This is a genomic window from Magnetospirillum sp. SS-4, from assembly GCF_902729425.1.
Lineage (GTDB): Bacteria > Pseudomonadota > Alphaproteobacteria > Rhodospirillales > Magnetospirillaceae > Phaeospirillum.
Map to the genome: position 1 here is coordinate 1 of NZ_LR746531.1, position 19,280 is coordinate 19,280.

Below are 19,280 nucleotides of genomic sequence, written 5' to 3' on the forward strand. Positions count from 1 at the left end.
ACCGGGATAGGGTATGCTCCGTCCCGGCGTTTCAATACACTCGCCCACAGCCGGCCGTGCCGCTCGATCGAGGGGGTGATGGAAGAAAGCCAGACAGAATCCGAACATCGTCGATTCCGTCTGCGACTTCAGAAACTTCATGTGAGGGAACCGGCACGATATCCGGCACGAAACGGAAAGGCCCGCCTTGGGGGCGGGCCTCTGCAACGTCCTGATATATCAGGAGAAAAATGGTGCTGCCGAATGGAATCGAACCATCGACCTTACCCTTACCAAGGGTATGCTCTACCGACTGAGCTACGGCAGCAACACCGGGAGCCGGAAAACCCAGCCCGTGAAGAGGGGCGCTTTATGCCACAGGCTTTCCCGGGACGCAAGCGTCTTTCCGAGCGAATCGCGCCCCCACCAATCCCGGCCCGGAATCGGCCGCGCATCGGCGGGATTAAGCCGTCGTAAAGACTGTGGCGGCTAGGATATTTCCGGTTGCCGTCACGATATAAGGAGCGGGTCTGTTGCGCGCCGGATGCACCGCCCCCTGGAGCGATCTGATCGTCTCTTCCGCCGACAACCGGACCAGCATCTGCTGCATGTTCCTGGGCAAGGCGTCGGATACCTTCGATTCCGGGAACCGGGTCCGGCCGCTTCGGGAATTGTGGCATGCCCCCGAACTACAGGCGGTGCGCCGCCTGCAATCGGGAGGAGAACCGACCCCGGGCTGCGCCGCCTGCGTCCACTCCATCGAGGCGCCGCCCAGCCGGCGCGAACCCTATTTCGACTTCAGCAGCCAGGGCCGCCTGAGCGAGCGGCAGCAGGCCAATCTCGACCTTGCCCGGCAAGAGGCGGCCGCCGGCAGCCTGACGCCGGAATCGCTGCCGCTACGCTACCTCCTCTATTTCGGCTGGTTCTGCAACCTGTCTTGCATCATCTGCAACCAGTTGCCGAACCGCGACCAGATGCCCGCCACCCTGCCGGACGACCTGTTCGAGCAATGGCGCGACCACTTCGCCGCCGCCATCATGATCGACTGCATCGGCGGCGAGCCCTTCACCATTCCGCCCGCCATCGCCTTCATGCGCAAGTTCGTCGCCGATTCCGATCTGGCCGGCGTCCGCCTGCGCATCACCAGCAACGGCACCTTGCTGCACAAGCACCTGGACTGGCTGAGGCGGAAGGAACGCATCAGCTTCAACATCAGCATCGATTCCATCGGCGACGGGTACGAACATGTCCGCGCCGGCGGCAAATGGGCCCAGGTGCGCGACAACCTGCTGGCGGCCTGCGAGATCGCCCGCGCCGAACGGCCGGAATGGACGGTTTCCACCAATGCCCTGCTGACCCGTTCGGGAGTTCCGTTCCTGCCTGAATTTGCCCGCTTCCACGTCGAGTCCGGCATCCCCACCTTCTTTCAGGCGCTCAAGCCGGACCGTGGCAACGAGGAGGTCCTGTACCGCGAGGATATCCTCAGCTTCCCCCATCTGCTCGACGACCTTCCGGACTGGGAGAACTGTTTCAAGCAGGCCATCGCCATCTTCGAAACATCGGGACAGCCGGAAGCCGCCAAGGGATTGCGCGATTATTTCGACCGCATCAGGCGTACGCGGGCCGAGCCCCGCCGCAACCTTGACCCGTTCGGCCGCCTGCTGGGAGCCGCCGAGGGTGTCGACGGCATCCTGGGGCTGGTGGTCGGCAGTGTCGGCAAGGAAAAGGATGCCGGCATCCGGACGTCGCCACCCGTCGTCGAGGGCGGCATGGCCGGCTTCACCAGCGCCGATCCGGATTTCGGGCTGGGGCTGCGCCTCAATTTCAGGGGCGGCGTCCCCAATGGCGGCATCGTCGGAATCCGGCTGTCCTGGCCGGCCACGCTTCCGCCGGACATCCGCCGCTGCCACGCCATATTCTATGATTTCCCGCCGTTCCTTCTGCTGTCCTGGACGGAATATCGCCGGGGCGACGAACGGGTCGTCGATATGGTGATCTGCGACACCACTGCCGCCAGGACCGATGTTTCCATGGTCCTGACCATGATGAATGCCAGGATCAACACCCGCAACGCCCTGCCCCACCGGTTGGAAGTCTGGACCACAGATGACTGAGCCTCATCCCGGATGCGCGGCCCCCTGGAGCGATCTGATCGTCTCCTCGGCCGACAACCGCGTCACCAATTGCTGCAATTTCTATGGAACGGCCCCGGCGACCTTCGGGCGCGACGGCAAGGTTCCGCCGCTGGCGGATTTGTGGAACGCCCCCGAGATCATGGCGATCCGCCGGCTGCAATCGGGGGGGGCGCACACGGCGGGCTGCGCCGGATGCGCCCATTCCATCGAGACCGCGCCCGACCGGCGCCTTCCCTTCTTCGAATTCACCTCCATGGATTGCCTGACCGAGGCGCAGCGCTCCAATCTGGAACGTTGCGCCCGCCTGCGGCGGGAAGGCGCCCTTCACCTCGACACCGTGCCGGTGCGCTATGTCCTGTTCTTCGGCTGGTTCTGCAATCTGACCTGCACCATCTGCAATCAGGTGCCCCACCGCGACCACATGGCCGCCACCTTGTCCGACGAGTTGTTCGAGCAATGGCGCGGCCACTTCGCCAGCGCCATCCAGGTGGAATGCATCGGCGGCGAGCCCTTCACCATCCCACCCGCCATCGCCTTCATGCGCAAATTCGCCGCCGCCCCCGACATGGAGCCGGTCAGGCTGCGCGTCACCACCAACGGCACCGTGCTGCACAAGCATCTGGACTGGCTGATGGCCAAGGAGAGGGTCAGCCTCAACGTCAGCATCGATTCCGTGGCGGAGGCCTACGAGGCCATCCGGGCCGGCGGCGCCTGGCCCCAGGTGCGGGACAATCTGCTGCGGGTGCGCGATATCATCCGGACCAGCCATCCCCATTGGCGGCTGGACACCAATGCGCTGCTGACCCGCACCGGCGTCGCCGCCTTGCCGGCCTTCGCCCGCTTTCACGTCGACAACGGCATCGGCACCTATTTCCAGACCCTGGTGTTCACCCGCGGCAACGAGGAGGCGCTGTATCGCGAGGACGTGCTGCGCTATCCCGTCCTGCTGGACGGCATCGACGGCTGGCGCGAGTCGTTTTCCGAGGCCATCGCCATCTTCGAGGACGGCGGCCAGCCCGAGCCGGCGGCGACCTTGCGGGGAGTGCTGGACCAGTTGAACCGGAACCGCCGCGAGGCGAACCAGCGCGTCGACCCGTTCGGAAGACCGCTTGCGCGGGTCGATGGCGCCGGCGAGGTCCTGCGGCTGATGGTCGGCAGCGTCGGCAGCGATCGGGTCCAGCCGGACATGGATGGCGGCATCGCCCATTATTCCAGCACCGACAGCAATTTCGGCATGGTCGCCCGGGTCAATTTCCAAGGTGGCGTGCCCGGGGACGGAACCATCGGCCTGCGCCTGGCCTGGCCATCGCCCCTGCCCGCCGGCACCCGGCGCAGCCATGCCACCCTGCCCGAGGGCAATGGCTTCGAGCTGCTGTCGTGGCACGAGCGGCAGGGAGAGGACTCGTTCGTCATCGAGATGACCGCCCGCTCCACCACCCCGCCCGGCGCCGACGTGCCGTTGCTGGTGGCCTTCATGAACGCCCATCTCGGCGCCCGCAACGCGCTGCCGGCCAGCCTGGAAATCTGGGCTCCTGAGATCGGGTAGGAAAACGGCCGCCTATCCCTGGTCCAAACCGCCCCGAAGCGGCGCGTGCAGTTTCGGCCAGGTGAAGACGATGGTGGCGCCGGGGCCGTCCCGGGATTCGACCATGATGGTGCCGCCGTGGCGCTCGACGATCTTCTTGACGATGGCGAGCCCGACGCCGGTGCCTTCGAATTCGTCGCGGGCATGCAGGCGCTGGAAGATTCCGAACACCCGCTCGGCATGCTCGGCCGGAATGCCGATGCCGTTGTCCGAGATGGCAATCCGCCAGGCGTCCGCGGTCTCGTCTATCCGCACCTCGATCTCGGGCTGGTGATCGGGTCGGCGGTACTTGATGGCATTGCCGATCAGGTTGAGGAACAAGCGCCCCATCTCGCTCTCGTCGCCCAGCACCACCGGGGGAGAGCCGGAGATGCGGATGTCGGCCTCGGCGTCCTCGATCTCGAATTGCAGGTCGGTCAGGGCGGATTGGATGGCGTCGCCCATGGCGACGGCCTGATCCGCCGCGGTCCGGCCGACGCGGGAATAGGTCAGGAGATCGGTGATGAGACGATCCATCCGGCGCACGCCGTCGCGGACGAACGCCATGTATTCCTGGGTCTCGCCGGTGAGACTGCCCTGAAGCTCCTCCTCCATCAGCGACACGTAGCTGTTGACCACCCGCAACGGCTGGCGCAGGTCGTGGGAGGTCACGTAGGCGAACTGTTCCAGCTCCTCGTTGGAGCGCCACAATTCGCGGATCAGGCCGTCCAGTTCGCCTTCCAGGCGCTTGCGCTCGGTGATGTCCTGGATGGTGATGTCCAACCGGACCGGCGAACCATCCTCGTCGCGGCCGAGTTCGGCCTGCCCCAGCAGCGCCCGGACCTCGCCATCGGGACGGACGATCCGGAAGGTCCGTTCCATCCGCCGCCCATCCCGCGCCACGGATTCCAGCGCCTGCTCCACCGCGGGACGGTCGGAATCCAGGACGCAGTCGAGGAACAGCATCCGCGATGGCCGGCACTCGCCCGGAATCAGCCCGAGAATCGCGTGAAATTCGTCAGACCATCTGGACTGACCGGTGCGGAGATCGCGCTCGGCGCTGCCCAGCTGGGCCACCCGCTCGGCATTGGACAGCAGGGCGCGGCTGCGCCGGACCTCTTCCTCGCGGAGGGTTTCGGAATCCTGGCGCTGACGCTCCAGCAGCCGCCGCAGCCGCCGTCCCGCCACCAGGCCGGCCAGGAAGCCGATCAGCACGAAGCCCGCCGCCAGGGCGATCGCGCCGCCCCCCAGGCCATCGCGGACCAGGAACGCCCCGGCCGGCAACAGGGCGACCGCCCCTCCCGACAGAGCCATCCACGCGGCCAGCCGTGTCCCGATTCCGTTGCCGGAAGAGTGATGTCTTTCATCCACGCCCATGACGCCCACATTAAGGGGCGCTAACATGACGGGCAAGCCGTTCGAGGAGACCGAAACACCATGCCGAGGCAATATCCCGCCCACCCGCTTCCCGGCGTGCTGGCGCTGGTGGTCAGGAACGGATGCGTGCTGATGGTGCAGCGCGCGAAAAACCCCGACCGGGGTAAGTGGGGATTTCCCGGCGGACTGGTCGAACTGGGCGAGACGGTCGCCGAGGCGGCGCTGCGGGAACTGCGCGAGGAGACGGGAATCGTCGCCGAGGCCGAAGGGGTGATCGACGTGTTCGAGGTCATCACCCGCGACGATGACGGTCTGGTCCGCTACCACTTCGTCCTCAACGTGGTATCGTGCCGCTGGCGGGCGGGAGAGCCGGTGGCCGCCGACGACGCGGCGGCGGCGGGCTGGTTCGCCCCAGCCGCCATCGACGACCCGGCCCTGCCGTGCAGCGTCAATGTCGGACGACTGGCCAGGATGGTCCTGCCATTTCCCGGTTGACCGGCCGGACCCAGGGCGCATAGTCGCAACAGTCGATCAACGGGAAACATCGATATGCTGACCTACGCTCTGGTCGCGCTCGGCAGCGCCATCGGCGGCACCCTGCGCTACTGGCTGTCGGGCGTCGTCGCCCAATCCATCGGCGGCGCCTTCCCCTGGGGCACCATGGCGGTGAACGTCAGCGGCTCCTTCGCCATCGGCCTGTTCGCCACCCTGGCCGGTCCCGACGGCCGCCTGCTGGTCCCGACCGAGGCGCGGACATTCTTCATGATCGGAATCTGCGGCGGCTACACCACGTTCTCGTCGTTCAGCCTGCAAACCCTGGCCCTGGTCCAGGATGGCGAGTGGCTGCCAGCCGGCCTCAACATCGCCGGCTCGGTGGCCGCCTGCCTGGTGGCGGTGTGGCTGGGCCATGCCTGCGCCATGGCGCTGAACAGATAGGAGACCGACATGCGAATCCCCAAGGACGCCGTGCTGCTCCGCGTTTTCCTCGGCGAAACCGACCGGCACGAGGGCAGGCCCCTGTACGAGACCATCGTGCTGGAAGCCCGCCGCCATCATCTGGCCGGCGCCACGGTGCTGCGCGGCCCCATGGGCTTTGGCCATTCGTCGCGCCTGCACACCGCCAAGATCCTGCGCCTGTCCGAGGACCTGCCGCTGGTGATCGAGATGATCGACGGTCCCGAGCGCGTCAACGCCTTCCTGCCGATACTCGACATCCTGCTGGGAGACCGGGGGCTGATCACGCTGGAGAAGATACAGGTTCTGCGCTACGGCCCCGAGAAAACCCAGTAAATCCGCGTCGTCACCGACGTTTCCGAAACGATTCCACTCTGCGGCTGGACCAGCTATGCGCCACGGTATATGCTTTTCGCAATAGCTGGGCAGGCGTACCATCGTCAGCGGGGGAACGCATGAAGAAGATTCTGATCGCACTTGGCGTCATGGTCATCCTGGCCGTCGCCGCCCTGATCGTGTTGCCCGGACTGGTGCCGGCCGACCGCATCAAGGACGAGGTGGTCACCGGGGTCAAGACCGCCACCGGCCGCGATCTGTCCATCCAGGGCAAGGTGGCGGTGGCGGTGTTTCCGTCCCTGTCGGTGCAGGTGGGCAACGTGGCGCTGTCCAATCCGCCCGGCTTCTCCTCCAAGGATCTGCTGCGCCTGGGCGCCGTCGACGTCCGCCTCAAGCTGATGCCGCTGCTGTCGGGCCGGATCGAGGTGGACAGCTTCGTCCTGGTCGATCCGGTGATCACCCTTGAAACCGACCGCCAGGGCAAGGGCAACTGGGTTTTCGACGCCCCCGCCGCCGAGGCCGGCTCTCCTCCCGAGGCGAAGTCCACGGCCAAGCCCGGGGCCGCCAAGCCCGACGAGGCGCCCGCCGCCGCCGGCCCCAGTGACCTTCGCCTGGGCGACGTGCGCATATCCAACGGCCGGCTGATCCAGATCGACGGCAAAACCGGCACCCGCCAGGAGGTAAGCGGCATCAACCTCCAGGTCGGACTGAAAAGCCTGGACTCGCCGCTGTCGGCCAAGGGCGGCCTCACCTGGAACGGCAAGGCGGTTCAGATCGACCTGGGCATCGACAGCCTGAAGGCGCTGATGGACGGCGGCGCCACCAAGATGGCGCTGTCCGTCGATTCCGAGCCGGTCACGCTGGGCTTCAAGGGCAGCGCCAAGGGTGGAACCGCCGCCGGAGTGGACGGCGACCTGGACCTGAACGTGCCGTCGGTGCGCACTCTGGCCGCCTGGGCCGGCGCCCCCATCGCCATGGCCGGCAGCGGCCTGGGGCCGCTCGCCATCAAGGGGCATCTGGCCGCCGCCGGCACCCGCGTCGCCTTCACCAAAGCCGCCATCGGCCTGGACGCCATCAAGGCCAGCGGCGACGTCACCGTCGACACCGGCGGCATCCGCCCGAACATCCGGGGGCGGCTGGACGTCGACATGCTCGATCTCAATCCCTACCTGCCGCCGGAAGACGCCGCTCCGGCCAAGGCCGGCGGTGGCGGAGCCGGCGGCGGCGGCAAGGAGACGCCGCCCCAATCCCAGACCCAGGCCAAGGCCGGCTGGAGCGACGACCCCATCGACGCCTCCGGCCTCAAGGCCGCCGACGTGGATTTCGCGCTGTCTTGCGCCGGCATCAATATCCGCAAGATCAAGGTGGGCAAAAGCGCGCTGAAACTGGCGCTGAAGGATGGCCGGATGGTGGCCGACCTCACCGAACTGGCGCTCTATCGGGGGGCCGGCAAGGGTCGGGTGGCGCTGGACGGAACCCAGCCGGGCGTCGGGCTCGACGCCTCCTTCCAGTTGAAGGGCCTCCAGGCCGAACCGTTCCTGATGGACGCCGCCGCCATGGACCGGCTGTCGGGCACCGGCAATTTCGACGTCACCGTCGCCGGGCGCGGCAAGAGCCAGCGCCAGATTGTCTCGTCGCTGGACGGCAAGGGCGCGGCAACCTTCCTCGACGGCGCCATCAAGGGCATCAATCTGGCCGCCATGGTCCGCAACGTCGCCACCGCCTTCACCGGCGGCCCGGCCTCGACCGAAAAGACCGACTTCGCCGAGCTTGGCGGCACCTTCACCATCGCCAGGGGCATCGTGTCCAACAAGGATCTCGCCTTGAAATCGCCGCTGCTGCGCGTCGAGGGCAGGGGCACCGTCGACCTGCCCCAGCGAACCGTCAATTACCGCATCGACCCCAAGGTGGTGGCCAGCCTGGAGGGCCAGGGCGGTTCGTCCTCGGCCGCCGGCATCGTCGTGCCGGTCCTGGTGAGCGGACCTTGGGACAATCTCGGTTACCGCCCCGATCTGGAAGCCCTGCTGAAGCAGAATGTCCAGAACGTCGGCAAGGCGGTGGAGGGCCTCCTCGGCGGCGTCAAGCCGACCGAATCGGGCGGCGGCCTCAATCCACTCAAGCTGTTCGGCCGCTGAGTTTCGCAATCAACCAAATAACTGGAACCGGAGACCAAGCCCATGAAGCTTTCCCGCCTTAGCGCCGCCCTCGGCATGAGCGTCCTGCTCGCCGCCTGCGCCACCCCCTGGGAGGTGTCGGACGTCAACACCATCATGGAGGCCCCCGCCCCCACCGCCGGCAGCGCCTTCACCAAGGCCCTGTTCGCCGAATACAAGGCCGAGACCGCCCAGGAAGCCAAGAACGAATACGAATGGGACCACGCCGCGATCTTCGCCCGCAAGGGCCTGCGCGCCGCCGCCGGCGAGATGGTCGGCCCGGAGGAGGTGAACACCACCTGGTACGCCCCGGACAGCCGCGTCAAGGAACTGACCGACGCCCGTGCCCGCCTGATCGGCTATTTCGGCAACGGCGCCCGCGAGCGCGTGCCTGCCGCCGCCGCCAAGGCCCAAGCCAAGTTCGATTGCTGGATGGAGGAAGAGGCGGAGAACGACGCCAATTCCGATTGCCGCGCCGCCTTCCTGAAGATCGAGCCCGAGCTTCAGGTCAAGCCGGCCATGGCCCCCGCCGCGCCGAGGATCGTCAAGACCTTCGTGGTCTATTTCGACTTCAACAAGGCGACCCTGACCAAGGACGCCCAGCGGGTGCTGAAGGAAGTGGCCGCCGCCCAGGCCGAGATCAAGCCGACCGGCATCTACGTTTCCGGCCATACCGACACCGTCGGCAACAGCGCCTACAACGACAAGCTGTCCAACAGCCGCGCCAAGGCGGTGGCGGCCGGCCTGTCCAAGCTGGGCGTCGGCAGCAAGATCGACCAGAAGGCCTTCGGCATGACCAAGCTGGCGGTGCCCACCAAGGGCAACGTCAAGGAGGGCAAGAACCGCCGCGTCGAGATCAGCTTCGAGAAGTAGGACCGCAACGCCGGCGCCGTCATCGCCCCCCTGATTCCGGTCAGGGGGGCTTTTTCGCGCGTCAGGTCCGGTAGGAACCGTTGATGTCGATATAGGCGTGGGTCAGGTCGCAGGTCCACACCGTCGCCTTGCCCTTGCCGACCCCCACGTCGGCCTCGATGACGATGGTCCGGCCCTTCATGTGGGCGGCCACCGGCGCCTCGTCGTAATCGGGCGCCATCTCGCCCTTGTCGGCCACCAGGATTCCTCCCATGCGGATCGAAAGGCGGTCGCGGTCGGCTTTCTCGCCGGCCTTGCCGATGGCGGCGACCACCCGGCCCCAATTGGCGTCCTCGCCGGCCACCGCTGTCTTGACCAGCGGCGAATTGGCGATGGACAGGCCGATCCTGCGGGCCGCCCGCCGGCTGGCGGCACCGGTCACGGTGATGGCGACGAACTTGGTGGCGCCTTCGCCGTCCCGCACCACCTGATGGGCCAGATCAGTCAGCAGGTCGAACAGCTTGGCCTTGAAATCGGCCAAGCGCCGGTCCTTGGCGTCCTTGATCACCGTATTGCCGGCCTTGGCGGTAGCGAACAGCATCAAGGTGTCGCTGGTCGAGGTGTCGCTGTCCACGGTGATGCAGTTGAACGAGCGGTCGACCCCCTTGGACAGCAGATCCTGAAGCACCTCGGCCGGCAAGGCGGCGTCGGTGAAGACGTAGGACAGCATGGTCGCCATGTCGGGGGCGATCATGCCCGCCCCCTTGGCGATGCCGTTGATGGTGACGGTGGTGCCGTCGATCACGGCGGTGCGGCTGGCGCCCTTGGGATAGGTGTCGGTGGTCATGATGGCCGAGGCCGCCTCGAACCAGGAATCGGCCTTCAGCTTGCCCCGGACCTCGGCCAGGGCGGCGGTGATCTTCTCGTCGGGCAGCCGGATGCCGATGGTGCCGGTCGACGCGACATAGACCTCGCGGGCCTTGCACCCGGCGACCCTGGCGGCCTCGTCCACCGTGCGCCGCACCGAGGCCTCGCCCACCGAGCCGGTAAAGGCGTTGGCGTTGCCGGAATTGACCACCAGCACGCGGGCGCGGCCCTTGGCGACGGCCTTGCGACACCAGTCCACCGGGGCCGACGCGGTCAGCGAGCGGGTGAAGACGCCGGCGGCGGTGGTGCCCTCGGCCATCTCGACCATCAGCAGGTCGGTGCGGCCGGCATAGCGGACGCCGCAGGCATGGCTGGCCAGGGTGACGCCCCGGATCACGGGCATGTCGGGAAAACGGGCGGGAGCAAGCGGCGAGACGGTGGTCATGACGGTCGTTCCTGTGAGCCGGCCGGAACCGGGCCTGCGCCCGGCTCCGGCCTTCCTTTGCGACTTAGTTCCGGGGCGCCTCGCCCATCGGGGCGCCGTCGGGAGTGAAGCGCTTGATCTTGGCCTTCTCGCGCAGGTCGCCGACCAGCTTGTTCTGGATGCCGGAGGCGATTTCCTGGGCGACCATCGGCTTGGCCTTGTCGAACGGCGGAATCGAGGACATGCGCTTGTCCTCGACCTTGATGACGTGATAGCCAAACTGGCTCTTCACCGGGGTCTTGGACAGTTCGCCCGGACGCATGGCGAAGGCGGCGTTGGCGAATTCCGGCACCATGTCGCCCTTGGTGAAGTAGCCGAGATCGCCGCCGGGGGCCTGATCCTTCGAGCGGGTCTTGGCCAGTTCGGCGAAATCGACGCCACGGGTCAGCTCGGCGATGATCGAACGGGCGGCCTCCTCGGTTTCCACCAGGATATGGCGGGCGCGCACCTCCTCGGCCGGGACGAAATCCTTGACCAGCTGGTCATAGCGCGCCTTGACGGCTGCGTCGCCGATGCTGGGCTTGACCTTCTTCTGCATGTAGGCCTGGGTCAGGATCTGCATCTCGATCTTCTTCAGCGCCGCCTTGACCTCGGGGTCGGCGTCCAGCTTTTCCTTCTTGGCCTGCTCGTAGACCAGCTGGTTGTTGATGGCGACCTCCAGCAGCATCTCGTAGGGCGCCTTGGCGCCGTCGGGCCCCATCTGACGGGCGAAATCGGCCAGGGCGGACAGCCTGACGTCGGCACCGTTGACGTTGGCGACCACGGTGTCCTTCTTGCCGGCGTCGGCGGAGAACGCGGGGCTGGCGGCCAGCCCCGCCGCCATGGCAAGGGCGAGGGCAAGGGCGGAGCGGCGCGCGAACAGCGTCATCATGGGCGAATCATCCTTCTCGTCGCGAGACCGGGGGCGACAGCCGCTCCGGCCGGGATATCCATGCCGGGTATGAAGCACAACCGCGCAGGCCACACAAGTACCGGCTTGGGTGATATGCGCCGAGGCCGTTTCCCGACTCGACGCCTCTCCCCGAGGCCAGACCGCAATCGCCCTGATCGCGACAAGTAAAGTCAAATCAATAATCCACCATGCTGCGCTGCGAAAAATATGTATCAATCACAATCGGGCAGGATAGCGGAGTGAGTTCTGTCCAGGCCATTCGGATATTACTTAACCATCAATCAGGGTAACCCCGCCCCAATACCTTTGGGTAGGGCGGCGTTTTAGTGTGAATTTGTTATACGCATGATTGACTGTGGTATCGTTTGGGGCTGGATTCGGCCCCGACTCTGTGCAATATGATTTCCCGACTTTGGCAGGTCCGGGCGCGGGCGTCCCGCGCCGGCGCCGGTTCCGGCGGCATCCGTGCCGGCCCCCGTGGCGTGGCGGCCTGCCTCGCGGCATTCAATGTGGAGGGTATTATGACTGTTCGTGTCGGCATCAACGGTTTCGGCCGTATCGGTCGCATGGTGTTCCGCGCCGTTGCGAAGGAGTTCCCGGAGATCGAGATCGTCGGCATCAACGACCTCCTTGAGCCCGATTACCTGGCCTATATGCTGAAGTACGATTCGGTGCACGGCCGCTTCAACGGCGACGTGTCGGTGGACGGCTCCACCCTGATCGTCAACGGCAAGAAGATCCGCCTCACCGCCGTCAAGGACCCGGCCGAGCTGAAGTGGGACGAGGTCAAGGCCGACATCGTCATCGAATCCACCGGCCTGTTCCTGTCAGCCGACGTCGCCGAGAAGCACCTGAAGGCCGGTGCCAAGAAGGTGCTGATGAGCGCGCCGTCCAAGGACGACACCCCCATGTTCGTCTACGGCGTCAACCACACCAAGTATGCCGGCGAGAAGATCGTCTCGGCCGCGTCCTGCACCACCAACTGCCTGGCCCCCGTCGCCAAGGTGCTGAACGACAACTGGGGCATCAAGCGCGGCCTGATGACCACCGTCCACGCCGCCACCGCCACCCAGAAGACCGTCGACGGCCCCTCGTCCAAGGATTGGCGCGGTGGCCGCGGCATCCTGGAAAACATCATTCCGTCGTCGACCGGCGCCGCCAAGGCGGTGGGCAAGGTGCTGCCCGAGCTGAACAAGAAGCTGACCGGCATGGCCTTCCGCGTTCCCACCTCCGACGTCTCGGTGGTCGATCTCACCGTCGAACTGAACAAGGACGCCAGCTACGAGGACATCTGCAAGGCCATGAAGGCCGCCTCCGAAGGTGCGCTGAAGGGCGTGCTGGGCTACACCGAGGACAAGGTGGTCGCCACCGACTTCGTCGGCTGCAACCTGCCGTCCATCTTCGACGCCGACGCCGGCATCGCGCTGGATTCCACCTTCGTCAAGGTGGTGACCTGGTACGACAACGAATACGGCTACACCTGCAACATGCTGCGCTTCCTCCAGCATATCGCCAAGAACTAAGACCGACGGGGCAATCGGGCGAGCCGCTTCCGGGGCTCGCCCATCCGCGAGATTTCAGGAGACCGGGCCATGTTCAGGACCATCGACAAGCTCGACGTCAAGGGCAAGCGGGTGCTGGTGCGCTCCGACCTCAACGTCCCGGCCAAGGACGGCAAGGTCACCGACACCACCCGCATCGACCGCTCGGCAGCCACGCTGACCGAATTGGCCGCCAAGGGGGCCAAGGTCATCGTTCTCACCCATTTCGGCCGCCCCAAGGGCCGCGAGGACAAGTACTCCCAGAAGCTTCTGGTCGAGCCGCTGTCCAAGGCGGTGGGCAAGCCGGTGGCCTGGGCCGACGACTGCATCGGGCCGGAGGCGGAAACGCTGATCGCCGCCATGAAGGACGGCGACATCGCCCTGCTGGAGAACGTCCGCTTCCATCCCGACGAAGAGCAGAACGGCTTCGACTTCGCCAAGACCCTGGCCGGCCTCGGCGATGTCTACGTCAACGACGCCTTTTCCACCGCGCATCGGGCGCATGCCTCCACCGAGGGGTTGGCCCGGCTGCTGCCGGCCGCCGCCGGCCGGCTGATGCAGGCCGAACTGGAAGCGCTGGGCAAAGCGCTGGAGCATCCGGAAAAGCCGGTGGCCGCCATCGTCGGCGGCGCCAAGGTTTCCACCAAGCTGGACCTGCTGGGCAATCTGGTGGCCCGGGTCGATTACCTGATCATCGGCGGCGGCATGGCCAACACCTTCCTGTTCGCCCAGGGTAAGTCGGTCGGCAGGTCGCTGTGCGAAAAGGAGATGGCCGACACGGCGCGCGAAATCCTCGAAAAGGCCAAGGCCGCCAAGTGCCACATCGTGCTGCCCACCGATGCGGTGGTGGCGGCCGAATTCGCCGAGAACGCCCCCAGCCGGGTGGTTTCGGTGGACGCGGTGCCCGACGACATGATGATCCTCGATGCCGGCCCGGCCTCGGCCGAGGCGGTGATCGACCGTCTGGGCGGCTGCAAGACCCTGGTGTGGAACGGCCCGTTCGGCGCCTTCGAGATCAAGCCGTTCGACGCCGCCACCAACGCGGTCGCCCAGTGGGCGGCCGAGCGCACCCGCCAAGGCAGGCTGCTGACCGTGGCCGGCGGCGGCGACACCGTCTCGGCCCTGGCCAAGGCGGGGGTGGAGGACAAGTTCTCCTACGTCTCCACCGCCGGCGGCGCCTTCCTGGAATGGCTGGAGGGCAAGGAACTGCCGGGCGTCGCCGCCCTGCACGTCAAGCCGGAGTCCGGCGGCTGCATGTGCGCCGGTCATTGATTATTCCCCCGTCACCTCGCCCTTCGAGGCTTCGCGCCTCAGGGTGAGGTGACGGGGAACGCCGGCGCGATCCCCATCCCGACCGTCAATCAAGCCCTCATCCTGAGGAGGCCCGCCAGGGTCGTCTCGAAGGATGAGGCCTTCCGGAACAAGCCATGACCGTTCATTTCATCGGTGCCGGACCGGGGGCTCCCGACCTGATCACGGTCCGCGGCCTGAAACTGATCCGGTCCTGCCCGGTGGTGCTCTATGCCGGTTCGCTGGTGCCGGCCGAGATCGTCGCCGAGGCGGCGCCCGACGCCCGCGTGGTCGATACCGCGCCCTTGGACCTGGACCAGATCGTCGCCGAGATTGAGGCCGCACACGCCAAGGGTCTGGACGTGGCCCGCGTTCATTCCGGCGATCCCTCGCTGTACGGCGCCATCGCCGAGCAGATGCGCCGGCTGGACGCCCTGGGCATCGCCTATGACGTGACGCCGGGGGTGCCGGCCTTCGCCGCCGCCGCCGCCGCGCTGTGCACCGAGCTCACCCTGCCCGACATCAGCCAGACGGTGATTCTGACCCGGACCTCGGTGCGCTCGTCGGCCATGCCCAACAACGAGGACCTCGCCACCCTGGGACGCAGCGGCGCGACCCTCGCCATCCATCTGTCGGTGACCAATCTCGCCCATGTGGTCAAGGAACTGAGCCCGCTCTACGGCGAGGATTGCCCGGTGGTCGTCGCCTTCCGGGTGGGCTGGCCGGACCAGACCTTCATCCGGGGCACCCTGGCCGACATCCGCGACAAGGTGAAGGCGGCGGGTCTGACCCGCACCGCCCTGATCCTGGTGGGCCGCGTGCTGAGCGAGGAGGCCGATTTCACCGATTCACGGCTCTACGCCGCCGACCACACCCATGTGCTGCGGCCGGGAGCGTAGGCTCAGCGTTTCTCGGCGGCCCTGTAGACCAGATTGCGGTCGCGCTTTCCCACGGCGATGACGACCACGACGACTTCGGCATCGCGAACCTCGTAGACCAGGCGATAGCCGGCACTGCGCAGCTTGATCTTGTAGCGGTCGGGATGGCCGGCCAGCTTGGCCGATGGCACGCGGGGATTGTCCAGGCGCTCGGCCAGCTTCTTCTTGAACTGTTCGCGAGCGGCGTTGTCGAGCTTGCGCCACTCCTTCAGGGCTTCATCGAGGAAGCCGAGGTCAAAGCTCATCCAGCGTCACCTTGATGACAGGCTGGTCGCGCCTGGCATCGGCCAGCGCGTTCAGTTCCAGATCCTCCAGCCGCTCCATCAGGGCTTCGTAAGCCTTGGCTGGAACGCAGTAGAACGCCGGTTCGTTACGGTTGAGAATGGCCACCGGAGCCCCGTCGCCCGCCGCCATGGTGCCCATGGGATTGCGCTTCAGTTCGGATACGCTGGCCGTCACGTCCGTCAGGATCAGGTGAGTCATGACCGTCTCTTGGTGCTATGAACAGCACTCATATTAGCACTCATCAGAGGGCCGATCCAAGCGCAACCATTCCACCGCCGCCGCCACCGAGTCCACGGCTGCCCCCGCGGGCGGCGCGGGGCGGCGGATCATCAGCACCGGAATGCCGAGATGGCGGGCGGCGGCGATCTTGCCATAGGTCGCTGAACCGCCCGAGGCCTTGCTGACCAGGACGTCGATGCGGTGCTCGGCCATCAGCGCCCGCTCGGCCGCCTCGGCGAAGGGCGGCCGGCCGGTGATCACGGCGTGATCGGCCAGCGGCAAGGGTCCGGCCGTCAGCAGCCGCACCAGGAACCACACGTCGGGCACGGGGGCGAAGGCGGCGACCTCGCCGGCTCCGACGGTGAGAAAGGCGCGCCGGCCCAGACCGGGCAGAACCGCCGCCGCCCCGGCCATGTCAGCCACCTCGGTCCAGCGATCCTCGGGGTGGCGGGGCCATTCCGGGCGGCGCAGCATCAGGCGGGGGATGCCCAGCGCGGCGCAGGCGGTTCCGGCATGGGCCGAGATGCGGGCGGCGAAGGGGTGGGTGGCGTCGATCACCCGTCCGATGGCCTCGGTCCGCAGGAAGGCCTCCAGCCCGGCGGCGCCGCCGAAACCGCCCACCCGCACCCGTCCCGGCAAACTTGGAATTCCGGCGCGGCCAGCCAGCGAAGTGACGGTCTCGATCCGGCCGGCGACGGCGCGGGCCAGGGCGGCGGCCTCGGCCGTTCCTCCCAGTATGAGGAGTTTACCCGGCACGGCCCACCACCTTTCCCGCCCGGTCGATGGCGATCACCTCGACCCGGGTGCCGCCCGACAGCACCGCCAGCGCCGTCTCGCGCGCCCGCCGCGCCACCAGATCGCCCAGGGGCAGACCGCCGGCCAGGGCCAGGACCTGGGCGGCGCTGGCATCGGCCTCCATCGGGAGCGGGCGGCCCAGCTCGGCCAGCAATCCGGCGAGGAAACCGACATCCACCCGGCTGGCACCCGAATGCAGGTCCAGTTCTCCCGCCGCCAGCTTGGCCAGCTTGGCGAAGCCACCCACCAGAATCAGCCGTTCCACCGGGGCACGGCGCAGATATTTCAGCACCGCGCCGGCCATGTCGCCCATGTCGATCAGAGCCGGATCGGGGGGCGAGAACAGCCGGCGGGCGGCGGCTTCCGAGGTCTTGCCGGTCACCGCGACGACATGGTCCAGCCCCAGGGCGCGGGCGACGTCGATGCCCCGGTGGATGGAATGGACCCAGGCGGAACAGGAATAGGGGATGACCACCCCGGTGGTGCCCAGGATGGACAGCCCGCCCCGGATGCCCAGCCGGCCGTTCAGCGTCCGGGCGGCCAACGCCTCGCCGCCGGGAATGGACAGCGTCACCACCACGTCGGCGGGACCGAGATTGTCCATGATCTGTCGGCGCGGCCCCGGATTGATGGCGGCCTCGCCCGGCGGGACCGGCAGGCCCGGCAGGGTGACGGTTCCCACCCCGTCCCCGGCCCGGAACACGATGCCGCTGCCGGGAGGCGCCGGCTCGACGCAGGCGATGATCTCGGCGCCATGGGTGACGTCTGGATCGTCGCCGGCGTCCTTGATCACCCCGGCGACGGCGCGGCCGGGCTCAAGCCGCTTGCGCGACAGGGCAAACGACGGGGTCTCGCCCCTGGGCAGGCGGATGGCGACGGGATCGGGAAAGCCGTCGCCCCGCAACGCCTGCCAGGCGGCCTTGGCGGCGGCGGCGGCGCAGGCGCCGGTGGTCCATCCCTTGCGGAGCGGGGCGTCAGTCATGGCCGCCGCTCAGCCGACGACGCCATCCACCAGGGCGGAGATCACCTCGTCCATGGTGACGCCGTCGGCGCGGGCGGCGAAACCCAGCGCCATGCGGTGACGCAGGATGGGCGGCGCCAGGGCGGCGACGTCGTCCAGCGACGGACTGAGCCGGCCTTGCAGCAGGGCACGGGCCCGCACCGCCAGCATCAGCGCCTGGGCGGCGCGGGGGCCGGGCCCCCAGGCGACGGCGGCCCTGACCAGATCCAGCCCGGACCCGTCCGGCCGGCCGGCCCGCACCAGGGCCAGGATGCCGTCGACGATCCCGTCGGCCACCGGCAGCCGCCGGACCAGCGCCTGGGCGGCCAGCAACTCGGCGGCGGTCATCACCGGCCGGGCCTGGGGCTGGGCGGCGCCGGTGGTCTCGATCAGCATGCGGCGCTCGGCGGCGCGGTCGGGATAGCCCACGTCGATCTGCATCAGGAAGCGGTCAAGCTGGGCCTCGGGCAACGGATAGGTTCCCTCCTGCTCCAGCGGGTTCTGGGTGGCGAGAACGTGGAACGGCGACGGCAGATCGTGCGAGATTCCGGCGATGCTGACCCGGCTTTCCTGCATGGCCTGCAACAGGGCCGACTGTGTGCGCGGGCTGGCGCGGTTGATCTCGTCGGCCATCAGCAACTGGCAGAACACCGGCCCCTTGACGAATCGGAAGGCCCTTTCACCCGAGGGGCTTTCCTCCAGCACTTCCGATCCCAATATATCGGCAGGCATCAGATCGGGAGTGAACTGGACGCGGTTGTCGGCCAGTCCCAGGACGGTGCCAAGGGTCTGCACCAGCCGGGTCTTGGCCAGGCCGGGCAGACCGATCAACAGGGCGTGACCCCCTGCCAGCAGCGTGATAAGACTTTCGTCCATCACCCGCTCCTGGCCGAAAATCACCCGGCCGATCTCGGCGCGGGCCTCGGCCAGACGGGCTTCAAGGGCCTCGATGTCCGACAGCGGGGGATGGCCGCCGGAAGAAGACAGGATGACGGTGTTCATGGGGGAGCACCTGAATTGGCGGAGGAGCGGCGGAGCGACATGCCTTCCCAGGATTTGGATTTCAACGGCGACCATCCCGGCGATTGCGGCGATCTCGGCATCAGCATCGACCGGCAGGGGCGTTGGTTCTACCACGGCACGCCGATCAACCGCAAAGAGATGGTCTGCCTGTTCGCCTCGGTGATGCATCGCGCCCCCGACGGCGGTTATCTTCTGATCACCCCTGGCGAGATGGGGCGGATCGAGGTCGAGGACGTCCCCTTCCTGGCGGTGGAGATGTTCGCCTGCGGCAGCGGCCGCGACAGGGTGATCAGCTTTCGCACCAACATGGACGAGATGGTCACCGTCGACGCCGAACACCCGTTGCGCATCGAAACCGGCGACGGCACGGGGGAGCCCTCGCCATATGTCATGGTGCGCAATGGATTGGAGGCACGCCTGACCCGATCCGTGTACTATGACCTGGTCTCCCAGGGATGGGAGGAAGAGAGGGGAGACGAGAAAGTCTACGGGTTATGGAGCAGCGGGATATTCTTTCCACTGGGGAGGCTGGACCTTTCCGACTGACCGGCGACGTCATCGCGCGGTGTCTGGCCCTGGGCTTCGACGCGCGCGGG

General features: G+C 67.3%; 19 protein-coding genes and 1 tRNA gene. 11 read left to right on the top strand and 9 right to left on the bottom strand.

Features of this window, described 5'->3' with window-relative positions:
* Positions 1 to 231: 231 nt before the first annotated feature.
* Positions 232 to 307, bottom strand: a tRNA-Thr gene (locus MTBSS4_RS20255).
* Positions 308 to 512: 205 nt separating this feature from the next.
* On the opposite strand from MTBSS4_RS20255, the gene MTBSS4_RS20260 reads away from it, so the two are divergent.
* Complete coding sequence (locus MTBSS4_RS20260) at positions 513 to 2,093, top strand: radical SAM/SPASM domain-containing protein (RefSeq protein WP_173985190.1); 1,581 nt, start codon at positions 513 to 515, stop codon at positions 2,091 to 2,093.
* Complete coding sequence (locus tag MTBSS4_RS20265) at positions 2,086 to 3,660, top strand: radical SAM/SPASM domain-containing protein (RefSeq protein ID WP_173985191.1); 1,575 nt, start codon at positions 2,086 to 2,088, stop codon at positions 3,658 to 3,660. Before MTBSS4_RS20260 ends, MTBSS4_RS20265 begins: the two co-directional genes overlap by 8 nt.
* 12 nt (positions 3,661 to 3,672) lie before the next feature.
* Here MTBSS4_RS20265 and MTBSS4_RS20270 read toward each other — a convergent pair whose 3' ends face one another.
* Complete coding sequence (locus MTBSS4_RS20270) at positions 3,673 to 4,992, bottom strand: ATP-binding protein (RefSeq protein ID WP_173985192.1); 1,320 nt, start codon at positions 4,990 to 4,992, stop codon at positions 3,673 to 3,675.
* 123 nt (positions 4,993 to 5,115) lie between these two features.
* Between MTBSS4_RS20270 and MTBSS4_RS20275 the strand changes: the two genes are divergently transcribed.
* The 5 genes from MTBSS4_RS20275 (at position 5,116) to MTBSS4_RS20295 (ending at position 9,371) form a co-directional block, all read left to right on the top strand.
* Positions 5,116 to 5,550 carry an NUDIX hydrolase gene (locus MTBSS4_RS20275; RefSeq protein ID WP_173985193.1) on the top strand — a complete coding sequence of 145 codons (435 nt, stop codon included), beginning with the start codon at positions 5,116 to 5,118 and terminating at the stop codon, positions 5,548 to 5,550.
* A 57-nt stretch (positions 5,551 to 5,607) separates the two neighbouring features.
* A complete protein-coding gene (gene crcB / locus MTBSS4_RS20280; protein WP_173985382.1) occupies positions 5,608 to 5,991 on the top strand; it encodes a fluoride efflux transporter CrcB in 384 nt (127 codons plus the stop codon).
* 9 nt (positions 5,992 to 6,000) lie between these two features.
* Positions 6,001 to 6,345, top strand: coding sequence for a DUF190 domain-containing protein (locus MTBSS4_RS20285; RefSeq protein WP_173985194.1), 345 nt, complete (start codon positions 6,001 to 6,003; stop codon positions 6,343 to 6,345).
* 119 nt (positions 6,346 to 6,464) lie between these two features.
* Positions 6,465 to 8,480 (top strand): AsmA family protein, encoded by a 2,016-nt coding sequence (locus MTBSS4_RS20290; protein WP_173985195.1) that lies wholly within the window; start codon positions 6,465 to 6,467, stop codon positions 8,478 to 8,480.
* Between the two features lie 42 nt (positions 8,481 to 8,522).
* Positions 8,523 to 9,371 carry an OmpA family protein gene (locus MTBSS4_RS20295; protein WP_173985196.1) on the top strand — a complete coding sequence of 283 codons (849 nt, stop codon included), beginning with the start codon at positions 8,523 to 8,525 and terminating at the stop codon, positions 9,369 to 9,371.
* Positions 9,372 to 9,432: 61 nt separating this feature from the next.
* On the opposite strand, the gene argJ is transcribed toward MTBSS4_RS20295, so the two are convergent.
* Positions 9,433 to 10,662 carry a bifunctional glutamate N-acetyltransferase/amino-acid acetyltransferase ArgJ gene (gene argJ / locus MTBSS4_RS20300; protein WP_173985197.1) on the bottom strand — a complete coding sequence of 410 codons (1,230 nt, stop codon included), beginning with the start codon at positions 10,660 to 10,662 and terminating at the stop codon, positions 9,433 to 9,435.
* A gap of 64 nt (positions 10,663 to 10,726) precedes the next feature.
* On the bottom strand, positions 10,727 to 11,572 hold the full coding sequence (locus MTBSS4_RS20305; RefSeq protein WP_173985198.1) for a peptidylprolyl isomerase: 846 nt from the start codon (positions 11,570 to 11,572) through the stop codon (positions 10,727 to 10,729).
* A gap of 542 nt (positions 11,573 to 12,114) precedes the next feature.
* Here MTBSS4_RS20305 and gap point away from each other — a divergent pair.
* The 3 genes from gap (at position 12,115) to cobM (ending at position 15,323) form a co-directional block, all read left to right on the top strand.
* Positions 12,115 to 13,116 (top strand): type I glyceraldehyde-3-phosphate dehydrogenase, encoded by a 1,002-nt coding sequence (gene gap / locus MTBSS4_RS20310; protein ID WP_173985199.1) that lies wholly within the window; start codon positions 12,115 to 12,117, stop codon positions 13,114 to 13,116.
* Positions 13,117 to 13,185: 69 nt separating this feature from the next.
* The gene (gene pgk, locus MTBSS4_RS20315; protein ID WP_173985200.1) at positions 13,186 to 14,406 is read left to right on the top strand and encodes a phosphoglycerate kinase; all 1,221 of its coding nucleotides are present in this window, start codon (positions 13,186 to 13,188) and stop codon (positions 14,404 to 14,406) included.
* Positions 14,407 to 14,561: 155 nt separating this feature from the next.
* On the top strand, positions 14,562 to 15,323 hold the full coding sequence (gene cobM / locus MTBSS4_RS20320; protein ID WP_173985201.1) for a precorrin-4 C(11)-methyltransferase: 762 nt from the start codon (positions 14,562 to 14,564) through the stop codon (positions 15,321 to 15,323).
* A 2-nt stretch (positions 15,324 to 15,325) separates the two neighbouring features.
* Here the strand turns inward: cobM and MTBSS4_RS20325 are convergent, their stop codons facing one another.
* From MTBSS4_RS20325 to MTBSS4_RS20345, 5 genes are read right to left on the bottom strand one after another with little or no spacing between them, the layout of a single operon-like run.
* Entirely contained in the window at positions 15,326 to 15,607 is a 282-nt protein-coding gene (locus MTBSS4_RS20325; protein WP_173985202.1) for a type II toxin-antitoxin system RelE/ParE family toxin, read from the bottom strand.
* Positions 15,597 to 15,845 carry a type II toxin-antitoxin system Phd/YefM family antitoxin gene (locus tag MTBSS4_RS20330; protein ID WP_173985203.1) on the bottom strand — a complete coding sequence of 83 codons (249 nt, stop codon included), beginning with the start codon at positions 15,843 to 15,845 and terminating at the stop codon, positions 15,597 to 15,599. The genes MTBSS4_RS20325 and MTBSS4_RS20330 overlap by 11 nt, the downstream gene beginning before the upstream one ends.
* A gap of 33 nt (positions 15,846 to 15,878) precedes the next feature.
* Entirely contained in the window at positions 15,879 to 16,622 is a 744-nt protein-coding gene (locus MTBSS4_RS20335; protein ID WP_173985204.1) for a cobalt-precorrin-6A reductase, read from the bottom strand.
* Positions 16,612 to 17,643, bottom strand: coding sequence for a cobalt-precorrin-5B (C(1))-methyltransferase (locus MTBSS4_RS20340; RefSeq protein ID WP_173985205.1), 1,032 nt, complete (start codon positions 17,641 to 17,643; stop codon positions 16,612 to 16,614). Before MTBSS4_RS20340 ends, MTBSS4_RS20335 begins: the two co-directional genes overlap by 11 nt.
* A 9-nt stretch (positions 17,644 to 17,652) precedes the next feature.
* Positions 17,653 to 18,663 carry a MoxR family ATPase gene (locus tag MTBSS4_RS20345; RefSeq protein ID WP_173985206.1) on the bottom strand — a complete coding sequence of 337 codons (1,011 nt, stop codon included), beginning with the start codon at positions 18,661 to 18,663 and terminating at the stop codon, positions 17,653 to 17,655.
* Positions 18,664 to 18,702: 39 nt separating this feature from the next.
* Here MTBSS4_RS20345 and MTBSS4_RS20350 point away from each other — a divergent pair, with 39 nt between their 5' ends.
* Positions 18,703 to 19,230: a DUF1285 domain-containing protein gene (locus MTBSS4_RS20350; protein WP_173985207.1), complete on the top strand. Its 528-nt coding sequence runs from the start codon at positions 18,703 to 18,705 to the stop codon at positions 19,228 to 19,230.
* Positions 19,231 to 19,280: the final 50 nt, after the last annotated feature.

Excerpts from the sequence above, each read along its gene's own strand:
- MTBSS4_RS20265 (WP_173985191.1), top strand. The coding sequence starts at position 2,086 with ATGACTGAGCCTCATCCCGGATGCGCGGCCCCCTGGAGCGATCTGATC.
- MTBSS4_RS20270 (WP_173985192.1), bottom strand. The coding sequence starts at position 4,992 with ATGGCTCTGTCGGGAGGGGCGGTCGCCCTGTTGCCGGCCGGGGCGTTC.
- MTBSS4_RS20275 (WP_173985193.1), top strand. The coding sequence starts at position 5,116 with ATGCCGAGGCAATATCCCGCCCACCCGCTTCCCGGCGTGCTGGCGCTG.
- MTBSS4_RS20285 (WP_173985194.1), top strand. The coding sequence starts at position 6,001 with ATGCGAATCCCCAAGGACGCCGTGCTGCTCCGCGTTTTCCTCGGCGAA.
- MTBSS4_RS20290 (WP_173985195.1), top strand. The coding sequence starts at position 6,465 with ATGAAGAAGATTCTGATCGCACTTGGCGTCATGGTCATCCTGGCCGTC.
- MTBSS4_RS20295 (WP_173985196.1), top strand. The coding sequence starts at position 8,523 with ATGAAGCTTTCCCGCCTTAGCGCCGCCCTCGGCATGAGCGTCCTGCTC.
- argJ (WP_173985197.1), bottom strand. The coding sequence starts at position 10,662 with ATGACCACCGTCTCGCCGCTTGCTCCCGCCCGTTTTCCCGACATGCCC.
- MTBSS4_RS20305 (WP_173985198.1), bottom strand. The coding sequence starts at position 11,572 with ATGATGACGCTGTTCGCGCGCCGCTCCGCCCTTGCCCTCGCCCTTGCC.
- gap (WP_173985199.1), top strand. The coding sequence starts at position 12,115 with ATGACTGTTCGTGTCGGCATCAACGGTTTCGGCCGTATCGGTCGCATG.
- pgk (WP_173985200.1), top strand. The coding sequence starts at position 13,186 with ATGTTCAGGACCATCGACAAGCTCGACGTCAAGGGCAAGCGGGTGCTG.
- cobM (WP_173985201.1), top strand. The coding sequence starts at position 14,562 with ATGACCGTTCATTTCATCGGTGCCGGACCGGGGGCTCCCGACCTGATC.
- MTBSS4_RS20325 (WP_173985202.1), bottom strand. The coding sequence starts at position 15,607 with ATGAGCTTTGACCTCGGCTTCCTCGATGAAGCCCTGAAGGAGTGGCGC.
- MTBSS4_RS20330 (WP_173985203.1), bottom strand. The coding sequence starts at position 15,845 with ATGACTCACCTGATCCTGACGGACGTGACGGCCAGCGTATCCGAACTG.
- MTBSS4_RS20340 (WP_173985205.1), bottom strand. The coding sequence starts at position 17,643 with ATGACTGACGCCCCGCTCCGCAAGGGATGGACCACCGGCGCCTGCGCC.
- MTBSS4_RS20345 (WP_173985206.1), bottom strand. The coding sequence starts at position 18,663 with ATGAACACCGTCATCCTGTCTTCTTCCGGCGGCCATCCCCCGCTGTCG.
- MTBSS4_RS20350 (WP_173985207.1), top strand. The coding sequence starts at position 18,703 with ATGCCTTCCCAGGATTTGGATTTCAACGGCGACCATCCCGGCGATTGC.